Source organism: Cellulomonas composti (assembly GCF_007990245.1).
In the GTDB taxonomy this organism is placed as follows: Bacteria; Actinomycetota; Actinomycetes; order Actinomycetales; family Cellulomonadaceae; genus Cellulomonas; species Cellulomonas composti.
Map to the genome: position 1 here is coordinate 59,310 of NZ_BJWG01000012.1, position 20,814 is coordinate 80,123.

General features: G+C 72.3%; 19 protein-coding genes, 1 tRNA gene and 1 riboswitch. Of the genes, 7 read left to right on the top strand and 13 right to left on the bottom strand.

The window, feature by feature from the left end; genetic code table 11:
- Both CCO02nite_RS12660 and CCO02nite_RS12665 read left to right on the top strand, forming a co-directional pair.
- The gene (locus CCO02nite_RS12660) at positions 1-1,125 is read left to right on the top strand and encodes an ABC transporter ATP-binding protein (protein WP_146843522.1); all 1,125 of its coding nucleotides are present in this window, start codon (positions 1-3) and stop codon (positions 1,123-1,125) included.
- 114 nt (positions 1,126-1,239) lie between these two features.
- On the top strand, positions 1,240-2,535 hold the full coding sequence (locus CCO02nite_RS12665; RefSeq protein ID WP_146843523.1) for a DUF4032 domain-containing protein: 1,296 nt from the start codon (positions 1,240-1,242) through the stop codon (positions 2,533-2,535).
- Here CCO02nite_RS12665 and CCO02nite_RS12670 read toward each other — a convergent pair.
- Genes CCO02nite_RS12670 through cysS form a run of 4 tightly spaced genes read right to left on the bottom strand, consistent with a single transcriptional unit; the run spans position 2,501 to position 6,189 of the window.
- Positions 2,501-3,301, bottom strand: a complete 801-nt coding sequence (locus tag CCO02nite_RS12670; RefSeq protein ID WP_246117535.1) for a copper homeostasis protein CutC — start codon at positions 3,299-3,301, stop codon at positions 2,501-2,503. The genes CCO02nite_RS12665 and CCO02nite_RS12670 overlap by 35 nt on opposite strands.
- A 1-nt stretch (position 3,302) precedes the next feature.
- Complete coding sequence (locus tag CCO02nite_RS12675) at positions 3,303-3,770, bottom strand: PTS sugar transporter subunit IIA (protein WP_146843524.1); 468 nt, start codon at positions 3,768-3,770, stop codon at positions 3,303-3,305.
- Complete coding sequence (rlmB, locus tag CCO02nite_RS12680; RefSeq protein WP_146843525.1) at positions 3,770-4,768, bottom strand: 23S rRNA (guanosine(2251)-2'-O)-methyltransferase RlmB; 999 nt, start codon at positions 4,766-4,768, stop codon at positions 3,770-3,772. Before rlmB ends, CCO02nite_RS12675 begins: the two co-directional genes overlap by 1 nt.
- The gene (gene cysS / locus CCO02nite_RS12685) at positions 4,768-6,189 is read right to left on the bottom strand and encodes a cysteine--tRNA ligase (RefSeq protein WP_146843526.1); all 1,422 of its coding nucleotides are present in this window, start codon (positions 6,187-6,189) and stop codon (positions 4,768-4,770) included. Before cysS ends, rlmB begins: the two co-directional genes overlap by 1 nt.
- Positions 6,190-7,141: 952 nt before the next feature.
- Between cysS and CCO02nite_RS12690 the strand changes: the two genes are divergently transcribed.
- A complete protein-coding gene (locus CCO02nite_RS12690; RefSeq protein WP_146843527.1) occupies positions 7,142-7,558 on the top strand; it encodes a PNPOx family protein in 417 nt (138 codons plus the stop codon).
- On the opposite strand, the gene CCO02nite_RS16245 is transcribed toward CCO02nite_RS12690, so the two are convergent.
- Positions 7,555-8,355 (bottom strand): M15 family metallopeptidase, encoded by an 801-nt coding sequence (locus CCO02nite_RS16245; RefSeq protein WP_281284602.1) that lies wholly within the window; start codon positions 8,353-8,355, stop codon positions 7,555-7,557. The two genes, CCO02nite_RS12690 and CCO02nite_RS16245, sit on opposite strands and share 4 nt — an antisense overlap.
- 94 nt (positions 8,356-8,449) lie before the next feature.
- Positions 8,450-8,565: riboswitch (SAM riboswitch) on the top strand.
- A 57-nt stretch (positions 8,566-8,622) separates the two neighbouring features.
- On the opposite strand from CCO02nite_RS16245, the gene CCO02nite_RS12705 reads away from it, so the two are divergent.
- Together CCO02nite_RS12705 and CCO02nite_RS12710 are read left to right on the top strand one after the other, a co-directional pair.
- Positions 8,623-9,207 (top strand): hypothetical protein, encoded by a 585-nt coding sequence (locus tag CCO02nite_RS12705; protein ID WP_146843529.1) that lies wholly within the window; start codon positions 8,623-8,625, stop codon positions 9,205-9,207.
- Positions 9,208-9,271: 64 nt separating this feature from the next.
- Entirely contained in the window at positions 9,272-9,922 is a 651-nt protein-coding gene (locus CCO02nite_RS12710; RefSeq protein ID WP_146843530.1) for a GyrI-like domain-containing protein, read from the top strand.
- Here CCO02nite_RS12710 and CCO02nite_RS12715 read toward each other — a convergent pair.
- From CCO02nite_RS12715 to CCO02nite_RS12740, 6 genes are all read right to left on the bottom strand, one after another.
- Positions 9,880-10,845 (bottom strand): permease prefix domain 1-containing protein, encoded by a 966-nt coding sequence (locus tag CCO02nite_RS12715; RefSeq protein WP_146843531.1) that lies wholly within the window; start codon positions 10,843-10,845, stop codon positions 9,880-9,882. The genes CCO02nite_RS12710 and CCO02nite_RS12715 overlap by 43 nt on opposite strands.
- Positions 10,842-11,237: a PadR family transcriptional regulator gene (locus CCO02nite_RS12720; RefSeq protein ID WP_146843589.1), complete on the bottom strand. Its 396-nt coding sequence runs from the start codon at positions 11,235-11,237 to the stop codon at positions 10,842-10,844. The genes CCO02nite_RS12715 and CCO02nite_RS12720 overlap by 4 nt, the downstream gene beginning before the upstream one ends.
- A gap of 49 nt (positions 11,238-11,286) precedes the next feature.
- Positions 11,287-11,898 carry a class I SAM-dependent methyltransferase gene (locus CCO02nite_RS12725; RefSeq protein ID WP_246117536.1) on the bottom strand — a complete coding sequence of 204 codons (612 nt, stop codon included), beginning with the start codon at positions 11,896-11,898 and terminating at the stop codon, positions 11,287-11,289.
- A 42-nt stretch (positions 11,899-11,940) separates the two neighbouring features.
- A tRNA-Lys gene (locus CCO02nite_RS12730) sits at positions 11,941-12,013 on the bottom strand.
- A gap of 675 nt (positions 12,014-12,688) precedes the next feature.
- Positions 12,689-13,360: a hypothetical protein gene (locus tag CCO02nite_RS12735; protein WP_146843532.1), complete on the bottom strand. Its 672-nt coding sequence runs from the start codon at positions 13,358-13,360 to the stop codon at positions 12,689-12,691.
- 117 nt (positions 13,361-13,477) lie between these two features.
- Positions 13,478-14,637, bottom strand: a protein-coding gene (locus CCO02nite_RS12740) for an IS3 family transposase (RefSeq protein WP_186812694.1) whose coding sequence is annotated in 2 segments (ribosomal slippage) — positions 13,478-14,356 and positions 14,359-14,637 — 1,158 coding nt in all. Because the reading frame shifts where the segments join, the coding sequence is not laid out codon by codon here.
- Between the two features lie 167 nt (positions 14,638-14,804).
- Here CCO02nite_RS12740 and CCO02nite_RS12745 point away from each other — a divergent pair.
- Positions 14,805-15,917, top strand: coding sequence for a YcjF family protein (locus tag CCO02nite_RS12745; RefSeq protein ID WP_146843534.1), 1,113 nt, complete (start codon positions 14,805-14,807; stop codon positions 15,915-15,917).
- A gap of 436 nt (positions 15,918-16,353) precedes the next feature.
- Here CCO02nite_RS12745 and CCO02nite_RS12750 read toward each other — a convergent pair whose 3' ends face one another.
- Positions 16,354-17,676, bottom strand: coding sequence for a DUF6421 family protein (locus CCO02nite_RS12750; RefSeq protein ID WP_146843591.1), 1,323 nt, complete (start codon positions 17,674-17,676; stop codon positions 16,354-16,356).
- A gap of 1,052 nt (positions 17,677-18,728) precedes the next feature.
- On the opposite strand from CCO02nite_RS12750, the gene CCO02nite_RS12755 reads away from it, so the two are divergent.
- On the top strand, positions 18,729-20,282 hold the full coding sequence (locus CCO02nite_RS12755; RefSeq protein ID WP_246117537.1) for a vWA domain-containing protein: 1,554 nt from the start codon (positions 18,729-18,731) through the stop codon (positions 20,280-20,282).
- Between the two features lie 62 nt (positions 20,283-20,344).
- On the opposite strand, the gene CCO02nite_RS12760 is transcribed toward CCO02nite_RS12755, so the two are convergent.
- Positions 20,345-20,680, bottom strand: a complete 336-nt coding sequence (locus CCO02nite_RS12760) for a hypothetical protein (protein WP_146843536.1) — start codon at positions 20,678-20,680, stop codon at positions 20,345-20,347.
- Positions 20,681-20,814: the final 134 nt, after the last annotated feature.

Consider the following 20,814-nt stretch of genomic DNA (forward strand, 5'->3'; position numbering starts at 1 on the left):
ATGGCTACGGTCACGTTCGACCACGCGACCCGGGTGTACCCGGGCACGGAGCGTCCCGCGGTGGACGCGCTCAACCTCCACATCGAGGACGGCGAGTTCCTCGTCCTCGTCGGACCCTCCGGCTGCGGCAAGTCGACCTCCCTGCGCATGCTCGCGGGCCTCGAGGACGTCAACGCCGGTCGCATCCTCATCGGGGACCGCGACGTCACGGACGTCCAGCCCAAGGACCGCGACATCGCGATGGTCTTCCAGAACTACGCGCTGTACCCGCACATGACGGTCGCCGACAACATGGGCTTCGCGCTCAAGATCGCCGGCACGCCGAAGTCGGAGATCCGCCAGCGCGTCGAGGAGGCCGCCCAGATCCTCGACCTGTCGCAGTACCTCGACCGCAAGCCGAAGGCCCTCTCGGGTGGCCAGCGTCAGCGTGTCGCGATGGGCCGCGCGATCGTGCGTCAGCCCCAGGTGTTCCTCATGGACGAGCCGCTGTCGAACCTCGACGCCAAGCTCCGCGTCCAGACGCGTACGCAGATCGCGTCGCTGCAGCGCCGCCTCGGCGTCACCACGGTCTACGTCACGCACGACCAGACCGAGGCCCTGACCATGGGCGACCGCATCGCGGTCCTCAAGGACGGCATCCTGCAGCAGGTCGGCACGCCGCGGGACATGTACGACACCCCCGCCAACGTGTTCGTCGCCGGCTTCATCGGCTCGCCCGCCATGAACATCGGCACCTTCCCGGTGCTCGACGGCTACGCGAACCTCGGTCGCGCTCGCGTGCCGATGGCCCGCGACGTGCTCGGCACGCTCGAGCCCGACGACAAGAACCACATCACCGTCGGGTTCCGCCCCGAGTCGCTCGACGTCGTCGAGGCGACGACCCCCGAGGCGATCCCGGTGATCGTGAACATCGTCGAGGAGCTCGGCTCGGACGCGTTCGTGTACGGCTCGCTCACCAACGAGTTCGGCCACGCCGACGCCGTCCACTCGGGCGCGGGCGACGCGCAGATCATCGTGCGTGTCGACCCCCGTCAGGTGCCCGGCAAGGGCGAGACGATCTGGGTGCGCATCCGCGCCGGCGAGCTGCACCTGTTCCACGCGGGTTCGGGCGAGCGCATCGGCTGACCCCACCTGCTCCGACGAGCGTGCGACCTGGTTCGACCGGGTCGCACGCTCGTCTGTTTGCGGGCCTGTGGGCCGGCCCGCGCGAACGCGTGACGACCTGAGAGGATCGGGGGCATGAGCCCAGCCCGCCAACAGCTCCAGATCACGGCGGCCTCGCCCGACCCGGCACTCCTGGACCTGCCGTGGCACATCCCGCTCGAGCACTGGCCCGCGGAGATGCTCGCGGCGCTGCCCCGCGGCATCTCGCGGCACATCGTGCGGTTCGCGCGCCTGTCGGGACGCGTCATCGCGATCAAGGAGATCGGCGAGACCGTCGCGTACCGCGAGTACGAGCTGCTGCGTCAGCTTCGTCGGCTCGACGTCCCGTCGGTCGAGCCGGTCGGCGTCATCACGGGCCGCCGCTCCCCCGAGGGCGAGCCGCTCGAGGCCGTCCTCATCACGCAGCACCTGCAGTTCTCGCTGCCCTACCGCTCGCTCTTCAGCCAGTCGCTGCGCCCGGACACCGCCACGCGCCTCATCGACGCGCTCGCCGTCCTGCTCGTGCGACTGCACCTGGTCGGCTTCTACTGGGGAGACGTGTCGCTGTCCAACACGCTCTTCCGGCGCGACGCCGAGACCTTCGCCGCCTATCTCGTCGACGCCGAGACCGGTGACCTGCACGAACGCCTGAGCGTGGGGCAGCGGGGCTACGACCTCGAGGTCGCACGCGTCAACATCATCGGCGAGCTGATGGACCTGCAGGCCGGGCAGTTCCTGGAGGAGGACGTCGACGCGGTCGCGATCGGCGACGCGCTGGCGGAGCGGTACGCCGACCTGTGGCGCGCGCTCACCGAGGTCGAGTCGTTCGGCTTCGGCGACCGCTGGCGCGTCAAGGCCCGCATCGACCGGCTCAACGACCTCGGCTTCGACGTCGGCGAGCTCGACATCACGAGCGACCTCGACGGCACGAGCGTGCGCATCCAGCCGAAGGTCGTCGAGTCCGGGCACCACTCGCGGCGCCTCATGCGCCTCACCGGCCTGGACGTCGAGGAGAACCAGGCCCGCCGCCTGCTCAACGACCTCGACGAGTACCGCGCGGCCACCGACCGGCAGGCCGAGGACGAGTCGTTCGTCGCGCACGACTGGCTCACCGAGGTGTTCGAGCCCGCGGTCCGCCGGGTCCCGCGCGAGCTGCGCGGCAAGCTCGAACCCGCCCAGATCTTCCACGAGCTTCTCGACCACCGCTGGTTCATGTCCGAGCAGCAGAACCGGGACGTGCCGATGAAGGAGGCGGCGAAGAGCTACGTCAAGCACATCCTGCCGAACCGGCCCGACGAGGAGGCGATCCTCGGCCTGCAGCCCGGCGACCTGCGCGACACCGTGCCGATCCCCCGCATCACGGACGAGATCGCGAGCCCGGACGAGTCGTGACCAGCACGGTCCGGCGCGCGTCGCGCAGAGCTTCGGCCGCTGCCGCGACCACCGCGGCGTCCGTCGTCGTGTAGCCCGCGTCCGCGCCGCCGCCCGGTCCGCCCGGCTCCGCGACGTGCCGCGACGCCGACAGGTGGACCGCGTCCGCACCGAGCCCGACGAGCGCCGCGACGTCGCCGACGCGCACGCCGCCGCCGGCCATCACCTGGAGCCGGCCGTCGGCGCGCTCGATCGTCGTGCGCAGCCGGTCGTTCCCGTCCGCCGCGCGCGCGGCGCCGCCCGAGGTGAGCACGCGCGCCACGCCGAGCCCGACGAGGTCGTCGACGGCTCCCGGCAGGTCGCCCACCACGTCCAGCGCGCGATGGAACGTCACCTCGCGGCCCGCGGCGGCGGCGACGAGCCGCTCCACGGCCCGCCGGTCCACGGCCCCGTCCGCGCCCAGCGCGCCGACCACCACGCCCGCGGCGCCGGCCGCCACCGCGGCGCGCACGTCGCGCACCTGGACGTCGAGGTCGGTCTCGTCGTACACGAACCCGCCGGGCCGGGGCCGGACCAGGACGTGCACTCCGACTCCCGGCACGGCCGCGACGACCGCCGCGAGCAGCCCGACGCTCGGGGTGAGCCCGCCCGTCGCGGCCAGCGCGACGCACAGCTCGAGCCGGTCCGCACCCGCCGCGACCGCGGCACGTGCGCCGGCCACGTCCTGCACCGCGATCTCGAGCAGCACCTGGCTCGAGGCCACCTCGGCGTCGGACGAGCGCGTCACGTCAGCCCCACCGCAGGAACGGCTCGCCGGCCGTGACCGGGTCACCCGGTTCCACGAGCAGCGCGATCGCCTCGGGCAGCGCCTCGAGCGCGACGACCGGGCACACGGGCGAGCGGCCGCCCGCCGCGACCGCCGCGGGATCCCACGTCACGACGTGCTGACCCGCCTCGACGTGATCACCCTCGGCCACGAACAGCTCGAAGCCCTCGCCGCGCAGCCGCACCGTGTCGATGCCGAGGTGCACGAGCACCGTGCGGCCCTCGTCGGACTGCAGCACGAACGCGTGCGGGTGCAGCTTGACGATCGTGCCCGTGACGGGCGCGACGACGCGGACCCCCGCGGCGCGCGGGGGGTCGATCGCCATGCCGGGTCCGACCAGGGCCTGCGCGAACACCGGGTCCGGCACGTCGCCCATCGCGACGGCCAACCCGGCGACGGGTGCCAGGACCGCGGTCGGGATCGCGTGCATCAGGACGACCGCTGCCGCGCGACCTCGTAGAGCGCGATGCCCGCGGCGACACCGGCGTTCAGCGACTCGATCGCCGAGGCGATCGGGATGCTCGCGATCGCGTCGCACTGCTCGCGCACGAGCCGCGACAGGCCCTTGCCCTCGGAGCCGACGACGAGCACGAGCGGGTCGGTCGCGTACGGCAGTTCGGCCAGCGGGGTGTCCCCGCCACCGTCCAGGCCCACGACGAAGATGCCCGCCTGCTTGTACTCCTGCAGCGTGCGCGTGAGGTTGGTGACCCGCGCGACCGGGACGCGTGCGGCGGCGCCGGCCGAGACCTTCCAGGCCGCGCCGGTCACGCCCGCGGCACGCCGCTCGGGCACCAGCACGCCGTGCGCACCGAACGCCCCCGCCGAGCGCAGCACGGCACCCAGGTTGCGCGGGTCCGTGACGCCGTCGAGCGCGACGACGAGCGGCGCCTGGCCGAGCCGCTCCGCGGCGTCGAGCAGGTCGTCGAGCTCGGCGTACTCGTACGGCGGCACCTGGATCGCGACGCCCTGGTGGACCGAGCCGTCGGTGAGCCGGTCGAGCTCCGTGCGGGAGACCTCGAGCAGCGGGTAGCGCGCGTCGGCGGCGATCGCGACGATCTCGCGCGTGCGGTCGTCGGCCTCGAGCCGCGACGCGAGGTACACCGTGCTCACGGGGATCCCCGCGCGCAGCGCCTCGAGCACCGAGTTGCGGCCGCTCACGATCTCGTGCGTCGACGACGTGCGGCCACCGCGACCGCCGGCCGCCGAACGCGACGCACCCGACGCCGGGCGCCCGGACCGACCCGTCGCCGCACGGCGCTCGGCGGCGACCTTGCGCTTGTGCGCCTCGTGGTAGACGCGGTCCTCGGCCTTGGGCGTCGGGCCCTTGCCCTCGAGCGACTTGCGCCCCTTGCCACCGGTGCCGGCGGTGGCGGCCTTCTTGGTGCCCGAGTTGCGGGTCGCCCCGCGGCGCTGGGAATTGCCGGCCATCAGTCCTCCGATCGGGCCGCGAGCGCCCAGCGGGCACCCTGCGGCGAGTCCTCGACGACGACGCCGGCCGCCGCGAGGCGGTCCCGGATCGCGTCCGAGGTGGTGAAGTCACGTGCGGCCCGCGCCTGCGCGCGCGCCTCGAGCTCGGCCCCGACGAGCGCTTCGAGCGCCCGCACGTAGCGCTCGTCGCCCGCGTCGGCCCGCCACTGCGGTCCCGCCGGGTCCAGGCCCAGCACGTCGAGCATCGCGCGCAGCGCGACCATCGCCGCGCGGGCCTCGTCGTCGTCCCGTGCCGCGAACGCGGTGTTGCCCGCACGCAGCACCTCGTGCACCACCGCGAGCGCGGCGGGCACGTTGAGGTCGTCGTCCATCGCGGCGACGAAGTCGGCGGGCAGCTCGGCGGCCGCCACCTCCTCGTCGGACGCGTGCCCCACCTGCTCGGCCGTGCGCCCGACGAACCCCGCGAGCCGGTCCCAGGTGGCCTCGGCCTCGCGCAGCGTGTCGTCGGTCCACTCGAGCATCGAGCGGTACTGCACCGCCGTCATCGCGTACCGCAGCACGACCGGCCGCACGCCCGCCAGCACGACGTCGACGAGCAGCCCGTTGCCGAGCGACTTGCTCATCTTGGCGCCGCCCTGCGTGACCCAGCCGTTGTGCAGCCAGTACCGGGCGAAGCCCAGACCCGCCGCGCGCGACTGCGCCTGCTCGTTCTCGTGGTGCGGGAACCGCAGGTCGAGGCCGCCGCCGTGGATGTCGAACTCGTCGCCGAGGTAGCGCTGCGCCATCGCCGAGCACTCCAGGTGCCAGCCCGGCCGGCCCCGCCCGTACGGCGTGTCCCAGGATGCCGTCGCTGGCTCGCCCGGCTTGCTGCCCTTCCAGAGGGCGAAGTCGCGTGGGTCCCGCTTCGAGCCCTCGTCGGGCGCGGGAACCATGTCGTCCACGCGCTGGTTGGTGAGCGCGCCGTACTCCGGGTACGAGCGCACGTCGAACCAGACGTCGCCCTCCCCCGTCGAGTACGCGTGCCCGCTCTCGACGAGCGCACGCATGAGGTCCACCATCGCCGGGACGTGCCCCGTCGCGCGCGGCTCGTACGTCGGCGGCAGCACGCCCAGCGCGTCGTACGCGGCCGTGAACGCCCGCTCGTTCGCGAGCGCCCACGCCCACCACTGCTCACCGGCGTCCGCGGCCTTGGCCAGGATCTTGTCGTCGATGTCCGTCACGTTGCGCACGAGCGTGACGCGATGCCCCGTGCGGCCCAGCCAGCGCACCAGCACGTCGAACGCGACGCCCGAGCGCAGGTGGCCGATGTGCGGCGGCGCCTGGACCGTCGGACCGCACAGGTAGATGCCGACCTCACCCGGGACCAGGGGGACGAAGTCGCGCACCGTGCGGGTCGCGGTGTCGAACAGTCGGAGGCTCACCCCGCAAGGTTACCGGCGCCCCCACACCCCAGCCCCCCACCCCCCGCACACCCACCGCCCCGCCCACCCATGACGGCAGCGATCAATGCAGGCTCCGCCGGGTACACCCGCCAAGATCCGCACCCATCCCTGCACCGACGCCCTCGAGGCGGGCCCGCGGGCGTCACCGAGCTCGCCGGGCCCACGGCGGGGTCGCCGGGCCGGCGCCGGCGGCGGGGAGAGCCGGGGCGTGGTCCTGGTGCCGTCGGTGCAGGGATGGGTGCAGGGTTCGCCGGGTGCACCCGCCGGGATCTGCACCCATCCCTGCATCGACACCGTCGAGGCAGGCCCGCGGGCGTCACCGAGCTCGCCGGGCCCACCGCGGGGTCGCCGGGCCGGCGCCGGCGGCGGGGAGAGCCGGGGCATGGTCCTGGTGCCGTCGGTGCAGAGATGGATGCAGGACTCGCCCGGTGCACCCGCCAGGATCTGCACCCATCCCTGCACCGACGCCGTCAAGGCAGGGGCGGGGGCCTCGCCGAGCTCGCCGGGCCTACAGCGGGGGTCGCCGGGCCGGCGCCGGCGGGGGTGGGGAGGGCCGGGGCGTGGTCGTGGTGACGTCGGTGCAGGGATGGGTGCAGGGTTCGCCCGGTGCACCCGCCGGGGTCTGCACCGATCCCTGCATCGACGGCGTCGGGGCGGGCCCGCGGGCGTCACCGAGCTCGCCGGGACGGCGGCGGGGGTCGCCGGGCCGGCGTCGGCGGCGGTGGGGAGAGCCGGGGCGTGGTCCTGATGACGTCGGTACATAGATGGGTGCAGGGTTCGCCGGGTGCACCCGCCGGGATCTGCACCCATCCCTGCATCGACGGTGTCGGGGCGGGGCAGCAGACGTCGCCGGGGTCACCAGGCCGGCGTCGGCGGCGGTCGGCGGGACCGGGGCGTCGGGGGGCCCGGGGGTGGTCGGTAGGGTCGGGGGGTGGTCCTGCCGCGGTGGCTTGCTCGGTCCAACCCGCACGTGGCCAACCGTGTGCTCGGGTTGTTCGCCGACGACGTCGCACCGCTTGCGGCGCTGCACCACGTCGGGCGGCGCACGGGCCGCCGCTACCGGATCCCCGTGCTGGCGTTCGAGTCGCCGCGCGGCATCGTCATTGCGCTGACGTACGGCCCCGACGTGCAGTGGCTGCGCAACGTCGAGGCCGGCGAGAGCCGCCTGGTGCGACGGGGGAAGGTGTACGTGCTCGGCGCCCCGGTCCGGGTGCACGGCGCCGACGGCGCGCGGCTCGTTCCGGCGTGGACCCGGCTCGCGCTTCGCGTGGTCCGGGTCGACGACTTCGTCGTGCTCCCGGTGCGCACCCGGCTCGACACCCGTCGCGCCCGCACCCCTCGCGGCTAGCGGCCCGTCGTCGAGAAGTGCTGGTAGTCGATCGGGCGTTCCCAGTCGCCGCCCCAGAGCCAGCCGGCCGCGGCGAACGCGCGGACCACCTCGTCGTCGGCCAGGATCACGCCGTGTGCGGAGGTGCGGTCGACGAACGCGGCGCCAGCCGGCGGTGCGACGTGGCTCCCCCGCACGTACGGGTTCTCGACCGGGTTCACGTCGATCGCCCGCCCGTACGCGTGCTCGGACCAGCCGGTTCCGCCCGTGATTGCGCGGCAGTTGAACGCCGAGGTGTTGTCCGCGGCCATCGACGCGTCGTCGTCGGCGTCGAAGTCGTCGACGAGCCGCATCGACCGGATCGGGTAGCCGAGCTCGTACAGCCGCGCGAACGCGCCCACGATCCCGTCCGCCACGTCCGCATGCACGACGAGCTCGCCCTCCTGCGCCACGCCGTCGAAGTCGACGTAGGTCACCGTGACGTACCGCAGGTCCTCGAGCGGCACCGGGCAGCCCGGCCACCACGACGGCTGCATCCGCTCGGCGAGCGCGTCGTCGATCAGTGCGATCCGCGACGTGAACACCGGCGCAGTCGGCGTCGGTGTGGGCGTGGGCGTCGGCTCGGACGTCGCCACAGGGTCGGGCGTCGGCGTGACGCCGGGAGCCGTCGCTGTCGTCGTCGGGACCGGCGTGGGCGTCGCCCCGGACGTGCCCGTCTCGTCGGCCCCACGGGTGCACCCCGCAAGTACGAGCCCGACGATCACGACGACCGCCGCAGCCACCGTGGGTGGGTGGACGCCGTTGCCGAACCTGGTCACCTCGCCATGCTAGGAGCCCTTCGTCGCCCGACGACACGCGTCCGCGGGCAGATCGGCCTGGCACGGCCGGAGCTCGTCGGTTAGGCTCGGTGGCGGTCAAGAGGACCAGCGTCAAGCCCTCCGGCTCGCTGGCCGGCAACCGCGCCGCTCGTGGCACGGTGCCCCCGGAGGAAGACCCGCCCGCGCCACCCGGCGCAGGAAGTCACGAGCGTCCGACGACGCGCGGTTCCTCACCGTTCTCGTCGGGCGGACGAGAAGAGGTCGTCCATGCCGCCCTCCGCCAGCGCGCGCACCGCCGCGCACACCCCGGCGCACCCCGGTGCGCCGTTCGTCGTCGTCACGCCCCTGGGGCGCGCCGCCGTCACGTCCGACGAGCTGTGCCACGTCTGCCGGCGCGCCCGCATCACCCCGGCTGGTGCGCTCGCGTGCGAGCTGTGCCTCGCGGTGGATGCCGCGCTCGGCGCGCGCTTCCGCACCGACCTGTTCACGCCCCTGGACACGCGCGGTACCGACGACGTGCTCTACCACCGGCTCTGGGGCGACGGCGACGAGTCGCGGCACGCGCGCCTGGTCGCCGAGCACAGGGCCGGGCTGGAGGCCATGCGTGCGCTGGCCGAGGCCGAGGGGCTGCGCTACCTCGTCGTGACGAGCCCGCACGCGCCGCGGCACACGTCGTTCGTCGACTGGCCGCGGTGGCGGCGCCGCTTCCCGCCGTCGCTCGACGCGTCGGTCCGCGCCTACCGCACCTACCTCACGCTGGTGCACGCGTGGGCGCTGGAGGTCGAGCCGCGGCTGCTCGAGCCGGGGTGGCTCGAGCACGTCGTCCGCGTCACCCCGTGGCGCTGCGACTGAGCGGGCGCGGCCGGGCGCCTACCGTTGGTGCTGGACGCGGTCCGACGACGAGAGGAGCGACCCGATGGCCCTCGACCTCAAGAAGGAGCTCCCGTCGTACGCCGCGCGGAACGGCCGCTTCGACCTCGTCACGGTGCCGCCGCTGCAGTACCTCATGGTCGACGGCCACGGCGACCCCGACGGACCGGCGTTCGCCGACGCGCTCGCGACGCTGTATCCCGTCGCGTACGCGCTCAAGTTCCTCAGCAAGAGCTCGGGTCGCGACTACACCGTGATGCCGCTCGAGGCGCTCTGGTGGTCCGACGACATGGCCGCCTTCACCACCGCCCGCGACAGGTCCCGCTGGGACTGGACGGTGCTGAGCCTCGTGCCGGAGTGGCTCACCGCGGAGGACGTCGCGGCCGCGCAGGAGACGGTCCGACGCAGGAGCGGTGCGCCCCCGCCCGCCGCGCTCCGGCTCGAGACTCTCGACGAGGGCCTGGTCGTCCAGACCCTGCACGTCGGCTCCTACGAGGCGGAGGCCCCCGTCCTGGCCGCGATGCACCACGAGGTCATCCCGTCCCGGTCGCTGCGGATGACCGGCCGGCACCACGAGATCTACCTCAACGACCCGCGTCGGACCGCGCCCGACAAGCTCCGCACGATCCTGCGCCAGCCCGTCGAACCCGACCCTCAGGAGGGGGTGCGCGCGGCCGACCCGCCACGCTCGTCGTGACCCGGGGCGAAGAGCATGCGCGCGAGGACGAGGAACCACACCGCCGAGGCGCCGACGAACGTGAGCCACGCCCACGCCCAGCCGCCCGCGAACCCGATCGCGAGGAAGACGAGCGACGCGAACGTCCAGATGACGACCGTGTAGATGCCGAACCGCGCGGCCGCAGCCGGGTCCTGCTCGAAGCGGTTCCCCGCGGCGGCCGCGCGTTCGGCGTCCCGGGCCCAGGCCTTCTTGCGGTTCGTCTGGGTCGCGCCGAGCGCGGACAGCGCGCACACGCCTCCGACGAGCAGGAGCGCGGCGACCGCGTACCAGGCCGCGGCCAGCGGCAGGAGCGCCGTCACCGCGGCGACGCCGACCGCCCCGACGACGAGTCCCGACCCCGCGCCGTACCCCGCCGCCCGGGCCCGCGGGAGCGGGTGGTTCGTCGTGGTCTCCTGCACGAGCGAGTCGCCGACGATCCAGCCGACCGCGAGCGCCGCGACGACGAGCGCGGCGAGCACAACCGGGTCGGCGACGTCGATCGCCTCGACCGCACCGAGCGCCGCGACGACGAGCGCACCGACGCCGACCAGCGAGGCGAGGACGACGCCGACGACGAACCCGGGACGCGGCCGCACCTTGTTCCGGCGGGCGGCGTCGGCGTGACGCTGCGCGGCGGTCGTCGCGGCGCGCGGGGTCGCGGGGCCGCTGTCGTCGGGTCCGTGCGCCGTGCCGTCGCTCAAGGTGTCGGCGACGAGCGAGCGGACGTCGCCGAGCTCGTCGAAAGCCTGCCGCGACGCGGTGTCGGGCGCGACCCCCGCGGCCTGCAGCTCGAGTGCGCGGGCCTCGAGGTTCGCGCGGATCTCCTCCTTGAGGTCCTGGACCTCGGGGGTGAGGTCGACGCCGGCGAAGGCGTCGTCGAGGAGGCGGTGGACGGTGCTCATGAGTCGGTGCCCTTCGTGGACGTGGGGGTGCGGGGGCCGGGCTCGTCGAGGAGCGCGTCGATGACGTCGCGCGTCGCGACCCAGGCGGCGACGTTGCGCCGGTACACGGCCCGGCCTGCGTCGGTGATCCGGTAGTACTTGCGGCGCCCGCCCTGCGACTCGTCGCCCCAGTACGCCTCGACGAGGCCGTCGTGGCTGAGGCGACGGTAGGTCGCGTAGAGCGTGGCCTCCTTGATCTCGTGCGCACCGCCCGTGGCGTCGCGGATCGCCTTGTAGATCTCGAAGCCGTAGCGGTCCCCGCGGCGCAGGGTCGCCAGCACGATCGTGTCGGTGTGGCCGCGCAGCAGGTCCGCCGAGAAGGCGTCGTCCGCGCGGGCGTCGGTCGAGTGCATCACGACGAGTACTGTATCTGATCAACTACTAGACGACAACCAGCCGTTCTCACGCCCGGCGTGCGACGACCCGCTCGACGAGCCGCGCCCGCGTCGCCGACTCCTCCACCGCCACGAGCCCCGCCTCCGGCAGCCGCAGCAACGGCCGGCGCAGGTACCGCTCGCCGTTGCGCCGGCCGACCAGGTCCGCCCCGCGCTGCACCGTCCGCCAGAACCGCGACGACGAAGCGACGTGGTCGACGAGCAGCACCCGGCCGTCGGCCCGCACCACGCGCGCGAGCTCGCGCAGCACCGCCACCTCGTCGGGCACGCAGCACAGCGCGAGCGTGCACACCACGGTGTCGAAGTCCTCGTCGTCGAACGGGAGCCCGCCCGCGTCCCCCCGATGGAACTCGGCGGCCAGCCCGAGGTCCGTGGCACGCCGCCGGGCGATCGCGATCATCTGCGCGCTGTGGTCCGTGAGCACCAGCTCGTCGGCCCGGCTGCCGTAGTAGGCCAGGTTGGCCCCGGTGCCCACCGCCACCTCGAGCGTCCGTCCGACGACCCGCTCGGCCACCCACACGCGTGAACCAGCCAGGAACCGGCGCTCGACGAACGCCGTCGCCCGGTCGTACCCACCGGCCATCCGGTCCCAGTACTCGACGTGCGGTCCGTCGTCCACGGGTGCCCCGATCGTCGCGGAGTGAGTCGGTCCAGCGTCGGGTGGGCCCCGTGGGGATCGAACCCACAACCCGCGGATTAAAAGTCCGCTGCTCTGCCAGTTGAGCTAGAGGCCCGGGTCATGCGGGAATGTACCTGAACCTCCCTAGGCGAAGACAAAGGGAGAAGTCGCAGAGTGCGCTGGGCGCCGCCTGTCCCGTCGGCAGCGTACCTGCGAGCCACGCGGGCGAGGGCTACGCCTGCTCCTGGGCGGCGTTCGCCGGGCGCTCGACAAGTTGACCGGGTGCGGCATGTGCTTCGTTGAAGAGGCCGCGAAGGACGAGGTCGTCGGCGGCAGGGCCGCGGAGCAGGCCGCCTCGTCGGTCGAGCGTGCGGTGCGCGGTCCTGACGATCAGGAGCGTCAGCCCATTGGCCGGTACCTGCACGCGTCGGCGGTCGTCGTAGATGCGGCGCTGCTCGCCGCGGTGGCCCCGCTGACCGTAAGCCGGTCTGGCTTGTCGAAGTGTGCGACGGGGTGATCGTGCTGGCGCTCGTAGACCTCGACGACGAGATTGAGTTCCGGTCAGAGCCGCGGTCCTGCACGGACCAGACCGCGGCGGTCAGCTGCGCGTCGATCAGGACGCGTGCCCGCTGCTCGGCCGCGAGGCGCGTGGCGTCATCAGCGGGCATGGCCACGCCCTAGGCGGCGCGTCGGCCGGTCGGCGGGCACTTGGCCGCCACGGTTCGGTCGAACGGTCGCCGCGTGCCATGAACGGCCCACCGCGCCGCCGGGCGGGCCGCGGGGGGAGGGCTCAGGGATGGGGGCTGCCCGAGAGGTACAGCGGATGCGACCGGGGGTACGGCGACCGTGTTGCCGGGTGGGCGAATGCCTGCGCCTGGAGCAGGTCAGCGTTCGGCCTCGGGCCCCTCTCGACGAGGGCGGCGCGATCTGCATCGGTGAGCATGGCCTTGAGTCGGTCTCGGATGGGCTCGATGACGTCATCGAGCCGGCGTCGCATCTCGTCGATCAGGGTGATGAAGCTGTTCACCTGTTCGGTGGGCATGGTGTTGCACACGGTGGGCGCGCTCACGTCGAGGACGTTCAGTGTCTTCGCGTCGAGGATGCCGATCGGGTAGGTGACCGACAGGTCGGACTGTGAGTGGGCGATGGTGCGGTTCCGGAACCGTGCGACGAGGTCGTGCGTCGCGACCAGTTCCTCGGGGACCTGGACGAACGACGTGACAGGCGTGCGCACCTTCGAAGCGAAGAACGTTCGGCAGTACGCCATCACCGCGTTCGCGATGAGCGACCGCTCCACACCGCCGGGTAGTCCCGTGTTCCCTGCGCTTGCGCTCAGCGCCAGCGTGAGTGCTTCGCGAGCTTCCGTCAGGTCGGCCGCGTGGCTGGACAGCTCGATGAACAGTCGGGTGTCTGCGCAGTCCGGGACCAGCACGAACTCCACGCGTCGTTGGTCGTCGTCCACCGCCCAAGTATGACCGGGGAGAACGCGCCGGGTTGAGCTTCTGAGCACGGACTCGTGCGCTGCCGACGCCCTGGACTGGGCGCCTGGGTCTGCTGCACGGATAGGTGACAGTCGGTCTCAGGCGGCGAGTGCGACCTGAGGGGTGTTGATGGTCTCGTACTCGATGGGGGTCAGTCGACCGAGGCGGGCTTGTCTGCGTCGGCGGTGGTAGGTCCGTTCGATCCAGATGATGATCGCCAGGCGTAGGTCCTCGCGGGTGGCCCAGCGGCGCCGGTCCAGAACGTTCTTCTGCAGCAGGGAGAAGAAGCTCTCCATGGCGGCGTTGTCCCCGGCGGAGGCGACCTGACCCATGGATCCGGCCAGGTCGTGGCGGGTCAGTTCACGCAGCACCTTCCTGCTGCGGAACTGGCTGCCTCGGTCCGAGTGCACGATGCACCCGGCTACGTCACCGCGGCGTTGCACGGCGCTGACCAGGGCATTCACCGCGATCCGGGACTTCATGCGGTCGCTGATCGAGTACCCCACGATCCGGCCCGAGTACACGTCCTTGATCGCACACAGGTACAGCTTGCCCTCGGCTGTGGGGTGCTCGGTGATGTCCCACAGCCACAGCCGGTTCGGGGCGTCGGCCCGGAACTGGCGGCGCACGAGGTCGTCGTGGGCCGCCGGCCCGGGCTTCTTGCCGTTCTTGCCTCGCGCCTTGCCGAACACCGACCACCAGCGGTTGTCCCGGCAGATCCGCCACACCCGCCGGTCACACGCCGACAGGCCGGCCAGAGCGGCCTCGTCGGCGAGCAGCCGGTGGCCGAACTCGGGGTCGTCACGGTGGGCGTCGAACAGCACGTTCGCCAGATACGCCTCGTCGAGGTCGTGCCTGGTCACCGGGGCGGCCAGCCAGCGGTAGTAGGGCTGTCGGGCGAGCTTGAGGACCCGGCACGTCACCGTGACGGGGACACCGTCGGCGGCGAGCTCACTCACGAGCGGGTACATCATTTTCCCGGCAGATGCGCCTGGGACAGGTAGGCCGCGGCGCGGCGCAGCACCTCGACCTCCTGCTCGAGCAGCCGGTTGCGGCGGCGCAGCTCACGCAGCTCGACCGACTCGCCAGCCGTCACACCGGGACGGTTGCCGTCCTCGACGTCGGCAGCGTGCATCCAGTTGCGCAGGCACGAGTCGGAGATGCCGAAGTCCTTCGCGATCTGCGAGACCGGGGCTTCCCCGCGGCGGGCGATCGCCACGACGTCGTCGCGGAACTCCTTGGGGTGGGGTCTGGGCACGGTGCACATCCTTCCAGCGGGGACCGCGTCCCCACAGGTCAGGTGTCACCTATCCGTGCAGCAGACCCCCTTTTCACCTCAGCGGGCCGGGTTCTGCCGACCTCCCGCCTCGTGACCCGTAGTGTCGTTGCCGCAGCACCCGGCCCGACTTCGACGATGGGGGAACGATGGCAGTAGCGCCTGCGGCCAACGGCGGCCTGGCTTCCGCGATCGAGGACGAGTCCGTCACGCAGCGCGCGAACATCGCCCTGTACGGGGCGACCGGGGCGGGCAAGTCGACGCTACTGAACGCGATCTTCGGGGAGTCGTTCGCCGAGACGGGTGTGGGTGAGCCCGTGACGAGCGCCACGCAGATGTTCACCAACGAGGCCGGCACGCTCGCGATCTACGACGGTGCTGGCCTGGAGCTCGGTGACAAGTCCCCGGTGCGTGACCTGCGTCGGCGGATCAGCCGGAACCGGCGGGGGGACGACGACGCTCTCATCCACGTGGCCTGGTACTGCGTGAACAGCAAGACCGATCGCCTCGAGCAGGGCCAGCGTCAGGTGATCCAGGAGGTCGCGCGGCGGGGGATCCCTGTGGTGCTCGTGCTGACGAAGGTCTCTGTTCGCGACGGTGTCGTCGATCCGGCGGCGGTGGCGCTCGCGGACGCGATCGAGGCGATGGGACTGCCGATCGTCACTGGCCGGCCGGTGGTGACGGCCGCTGTCGACGATGCGTTCAACGGCACGGGTCGGTACGGGCTGGAGGCGCTGCTCGACGTGACCTACGGGGTCGTCCCGGAGGCCCAGCGCATCGCCCTGGCAGCTGCGCAGAAGATCGACCTGGCCATCAAGGCGCGGTACGCGCGGTCGTGGATCGCCGGCGCGGTCGCGTTCGCCGGGGGTGTGGGCGCGACCCCGATCCCGGTCGCTGACGCGGTCGTGCTCGTCCCGGCGCAGGCGGCGATGATGGCGAAGATCGCCGGGGTCTACGGGATCTCCAAGGAGAAGGCAGCCACACTCGTCGGCACCTCGACCGCCGCCGCCGCCATGGGCGGCAAGCTCGCGGCCAGCAGCCTGGTCAAGCTCGTTCCGGGAGTGGGGTCGGTCATCTCGGCCGGCGTGGCCGCCACGATCACTGGAGTCGTCGGCGAGAGCTGGCGCGCGACCGCCGAGCGGGTCTTCACGGGGAAGATCGATCTCGACGACGCCCAGCAGGTCGCTGACCTTGCCGACATGTTCACGGGCTACGTCAAGGCAGGCAAGGGCGCTGAGCGGGTCCCCGACGTCACACCATGAGACTCATGAGTCGGCGGGTGCGCCCGCCGATGCCGGCCCGGGGCGGCCAGCGGGTCCAGCGGGTCTACTGCACGAGGCGGTGACTGTTCCGCGTCCAGTGTGAGGGTCCCGCCTCTGCCCGGGCTGGGTGGCTCTGGCGCCCACGAGACCGTGATCGCTGCGGCCTCGTGGGCGCGGCGTTCCGGCTCGGGCGCTACCGCGTTCTCGCGACACACGAGGTGCCGTTCCGCATCGTCGCCATCGCGGTCTGGTGCAGCGACTGCATGGAAGCAGCTCACCGGCATCGTTCCAGGTACGAGTTAGTCCACTCATGTCCCACAGGGGCGGTGGACGGGGACTACAACTGGGAGAGCCCTCGGGATAACACCTGCGCAGTCTAGGGGTGCCTGGCGGGCACGTTCTGGGAGTCCACGCCCCAGATCCCACGCGGGTGCGGTCAGCCGGTGATCCCCGAGGTCGACGCGACGACGTCGGCGATCTTGCGTGCGAGGGCCTCGTAGAACATCGACAGCGGGAACTCGTCGTCCAGCACCGCGTCCGTCAGCGCGCGCGGCGGGCCGTCGAGGGGCAACGCCTCCGGTCCGCGGGCCCACACCGAGGCCGGGTGCGGCGTGAGGGTCTCGGAGACCAGGGCGTAGGCGGCGAGCCAGTGCGCGATCTTCGGGCGATCGATCGAGCGCCAGTAGAGCTGCTCGATGCGCTCGGCGAGCGCCATCACCGCCTCGGGTACGCGGGGCCAGTCGATGGTCAGGCGCGAGTCCGTCCAGTCGAGCACGTGGTGCTGGTGCAACCACGCGAACAGGAGCTGCCCGCCCAGGCCGTCGTAGTTGCGGACGCGACTTCCCGTCACGGGGAAGCGGAAGATCCGGTCGAACACCACGGCGTACTGCACGTAGCGGGCGTGCGGCACGCCGTCCTTCTCGAGCTCGACGGCCGCACGGAAGGCGGTGAGGTCGCAGCGCAGCTCCTCGAGCGAGTAGAGGAAGAACGGCATCCGCTGCTTGATCATGAACGGGTCGAAGGGCAGGTCACCGCGCATGTGGGTGCGGTCGTGCACGACGTCCCACAGGATGAACGTCTCCTCGGCGAGCCGCTGGTCGGACAGCAGCCGCTCGGCGTCCGGCGGCAGGGCGAGCCGGGTGGTCTCGGCGGCGGCACGCACGACGCGGCGGAACCGGGCGGCCTCGCGGTCGGCGAAGATCGCGCCCCAGGTGAACGGGGGGACCTCCCGGACGGCGACGGTCTCCGGGAACAGCACGGCGGAGTTGGTGTCGTACCCGGCGGTGAAGTCGAGGAACCGTACGGGGACGAACATCGAGTTGGTGAACCGGGTCGCCTCCAGGTCTGCGACCGTCTGCGGCCAGCGGACCTCGAGAAGCACCGCCTCGAGCAACCGGTCGGTGCTGCCGTTCTGGGTGTACATGGGAAACAGCACGACGTGCCGGCGGCCGTCGACGCGGTCACGCTCCGGGTGGAACAGGACGAGCGAGTCCAGGAAGTCGGGCACCTCGAAGCCGCTGTCGGCCCAGCGGGCCACGTCCTTGGTGAGAGCAACGAGGTAGTCCTCGTCGTGAGGCAGGGCCTCGGCGAGCAGATCGAGCGCCGACGACATGGTCGCGACGAGCGCGCGGGCACGCGGGTGGTCGGCACGGTCGGGTATTGAGCCGTCCTTGACCTGCAGCTCGCGGACCGCGGCTGCGGCGTCCCGCAGCTCGGTCCAGGCGTGAGAACCCACGAGCGCGTCGTCGGCGATGCGCACGGGGCGGTCAGTCTCGGGGACCGGCCGGGGTGCCGCCCACAGCACGGCGTCGAGCAGGAGGGTGGGGCCGTCGGCAAGGTCCCCGAGCACATCGAGCCCCGTAGCGAGGACACGACGGCCCGCCACCTCGGCGCCTGCGACGACGACGGGACCGCCGGCGCCGTCCGGCTCGTGCGGCCGGACCACGGCGACGAGCGGGGCCGCCGCCTCGGAGATGTCCAGCGTCGCGACGACGTCGTGCCGCTCCTGGGTCGTCCAGGCGAGGACGTCCTCCTCGGTGGGCGTGCCGGTGCGAGCGACCGGGCGCGCGACGACCTCGTTGACGCGCGACGACGGACGGGCTGCGATCCCGGCGGAGTGCAGCATCAGCTCCAGTCCGGCCTGCATCCCGGGCCCGACGAGCACGACGACGCCGGGCGCCGGCGCCGCCTGGCCGGTCGGCACCGCGGGCAGCACACCGTCCGTCAGGAGCACGTCGGGCGCGTCGTCGGCGCCGACCAGCACGACGCCGTGCCGCTCGACGTGCCGGCGGTGCGGCTCGGGGAGCTCGAAGGTGCTGTGGACGGTCGGGAACAGCCTCATGGGCGGGTCTCACTATCCGGGACGGGACGTTACGGGACGGTACGTGCGAGCCTGCCGCGCCTGCGCCGACCGCGTCAACCGCACCGGTGCAGGAGCGCGCCATCACGGCGTGACCCAGCGAGCACGGCTGCCAGGTGGCCGGTCGTCGGGCTCGTCGGTGCCGCTCGCGGCCACCGACGGCGGCATGAAGGCGCGGACGGTCGCGCACGAAAGGTTGGGGCACCTGGGGCATCGAAACGATAACAATGGTCACGGGGATTGCTACCGAGATAACGATCGAGCGTTGCTGTTATCCGAACGGGATGTTTGCGTGACGCACCCGTGCTGGTCACAGGCCTGTACGCCCGAGAGGATTTAGTCCTCGGACAAGGGGGGGGGGGGCTCCCATGCGCGGCCGGTCTTTCACGGAGGCACAGGCGACGGCTCGGTGGCATTCGGGCGTCAAGATTCACACAAAGACACCGGTGCGAATGGCCGCTGCCGTCGCGGCGGTCGCCGTCGTGAGCGCGCTCGGCGCGTGCAGCGCGGGCGGAGACGGCGCCGATTCGTCCGGGCTGGAGGGGATCGCGTACGACGACTACTCCTCCGAGAGCTGGCGCGACGTCCCGACGGACGAGCAGGAGGAGTACGACGACTCGCCGGAGCAGTCGTTCCAGGACGTCACGACGAGCCCGCTGTCGACGTTCGCCTCGGACGTCGACACCGCGTCGTACAGCAACCTGCGCCGCCAGCTGAACCAAGGCGTGGCGCCGGAGGGGGTGCGCATCGAGGAGCTCGTCAACTACTTCGACTACGACTACGCGGCCCCCGAGCCGGATGCCGCGGACCCGTTCACCGTCACCACGCAGGTCGCGGACGCGCCGTGGGCGCCCGGCCACCAGCTGGCGATGATCGGCGTGCAGGCCACCGACACCAGGGCGACCGACCGCGGCAACAACATCGTCTTCCTCCTCGACGTGTCGGGGTCGATGGACGAGCCGAACAAGCTGCCGCTGCTCGCGGACTCGTTCGAGCTGCTGGTCGACCAGCTCGACGAGGACGACACCGTCTCGATCGTCACCTACGCCGGCAGCGAGCAGGTGCTCGCCGACTCCGTCCGCGGCGACAGGCACGACAAGCTGGTGAAGACCCTGCGTCGCCTCGAGGCCGGCGGGTCCACCGGTGGGGCGGCCGGCCTGGAGACCGCGTACGAGCTCGCGTCGAAGAACTTCGTCGAGGGCGGCAACAACCGGGTGATCCTGGCGACCGACGGCGACTTCAACGTCGGCCCGTCCACCCCGGAGCAGCTCACGGACCTGATCGAGCAGCACGCCCGCACGGGCGTCTACATCTCGGTGCTCGGCTTCGGCATGGGGAACCTCAAGGACCACACGATGGAGGCCATCGCCGACCACGGGAACGGCAACTACGCGTACATCGACACGCTCGACGAGGCACGCAAGGTCCTCGTCGACGAGTTCGACTCGACGATGTTCGTCGTCGCCCAGGACCTCAAGGTCCAGGTCGAGCTCAACCCCGCAACCGTCGCCGAGTACCGGCTGCTCGGCTACGACAACCGCCGGCTGGACGACGAGGACTTCGCCGACGACACCAAGGACGCCGGCGACGTCGGCGCGGGTCACGAGGTCACGGCGTTCTACGAGCTCGTGCCGGCCGACGGCGAGACGGACGGCGACGACCTCGACTACCAGAGCTCCGAGGTCGGGGACTCGAGCGACTTCCTCACCGTGCACGTGCGCTACAAGCACCCGGGTGCCGACGAGAGCACCGAGGTCGTCTTCCGCGCCGGCGCCGACAGCTACACCACCCGCCCGACGACCGACTTCCGGTTCGCGTCCGCCGTCGTCGAGTTCGCCCTCGCGGTGACGGAGTCGGACAACGCCGAGGACGCCAGCCCGAGGCGGGCACGCGAACGCGCACAGGCGGCCCTCGGCGAGGACCCCTACGGCCTGCGGTCGGAGTTCGTCGGCCTGATCGACGAGTACCGCGAGATCGTCGATCAGGCGTTGTCGAAGGAAGGCTGACGTCCCGGGCTACGTGCCAACGCTCGCTTGAGACGCCGCCGCGCACACGTCCACCGGACGCGCTACGCGTCGGACGGATCGACGCAGCACGACGACGACCGCGGCGCACGCGAGCACGGCGACCACACGGCGGACCGCGGCGTGGGCGCCCGTCGCGCCAGGACGTGCCTGGCGATGTATCCGGCGCCGACGAACGCCTGCGGGCTCGTCGGTCGCCACATGCCCGCTTCGTTCTCCTGCGGGCCGTAGAAGTCGCTCACCGTGCCGTCGTCGGTCGTGCTCGGGCACGCCGGGCTGTCCGAGGTGGTGGCGAGGCTCGCGCCTGCGCCCACGACCAGGGCGATCACCACGGCCCCGCTGCGCAGCCGGACCCGCAGCGCACTGCGCTCGCTCGACATGGTCGCACCGTAGAGGGCAGGTCGACCGCTCATGGCCGATGTCGCCGTTCCGACACCGTTCCGTCTCTCGTTCGATGCCGCCCCGGCCCGCCCGAATGCGAGCCATGGGGCGTGTCAGTGGGTGGGGGCAGGAT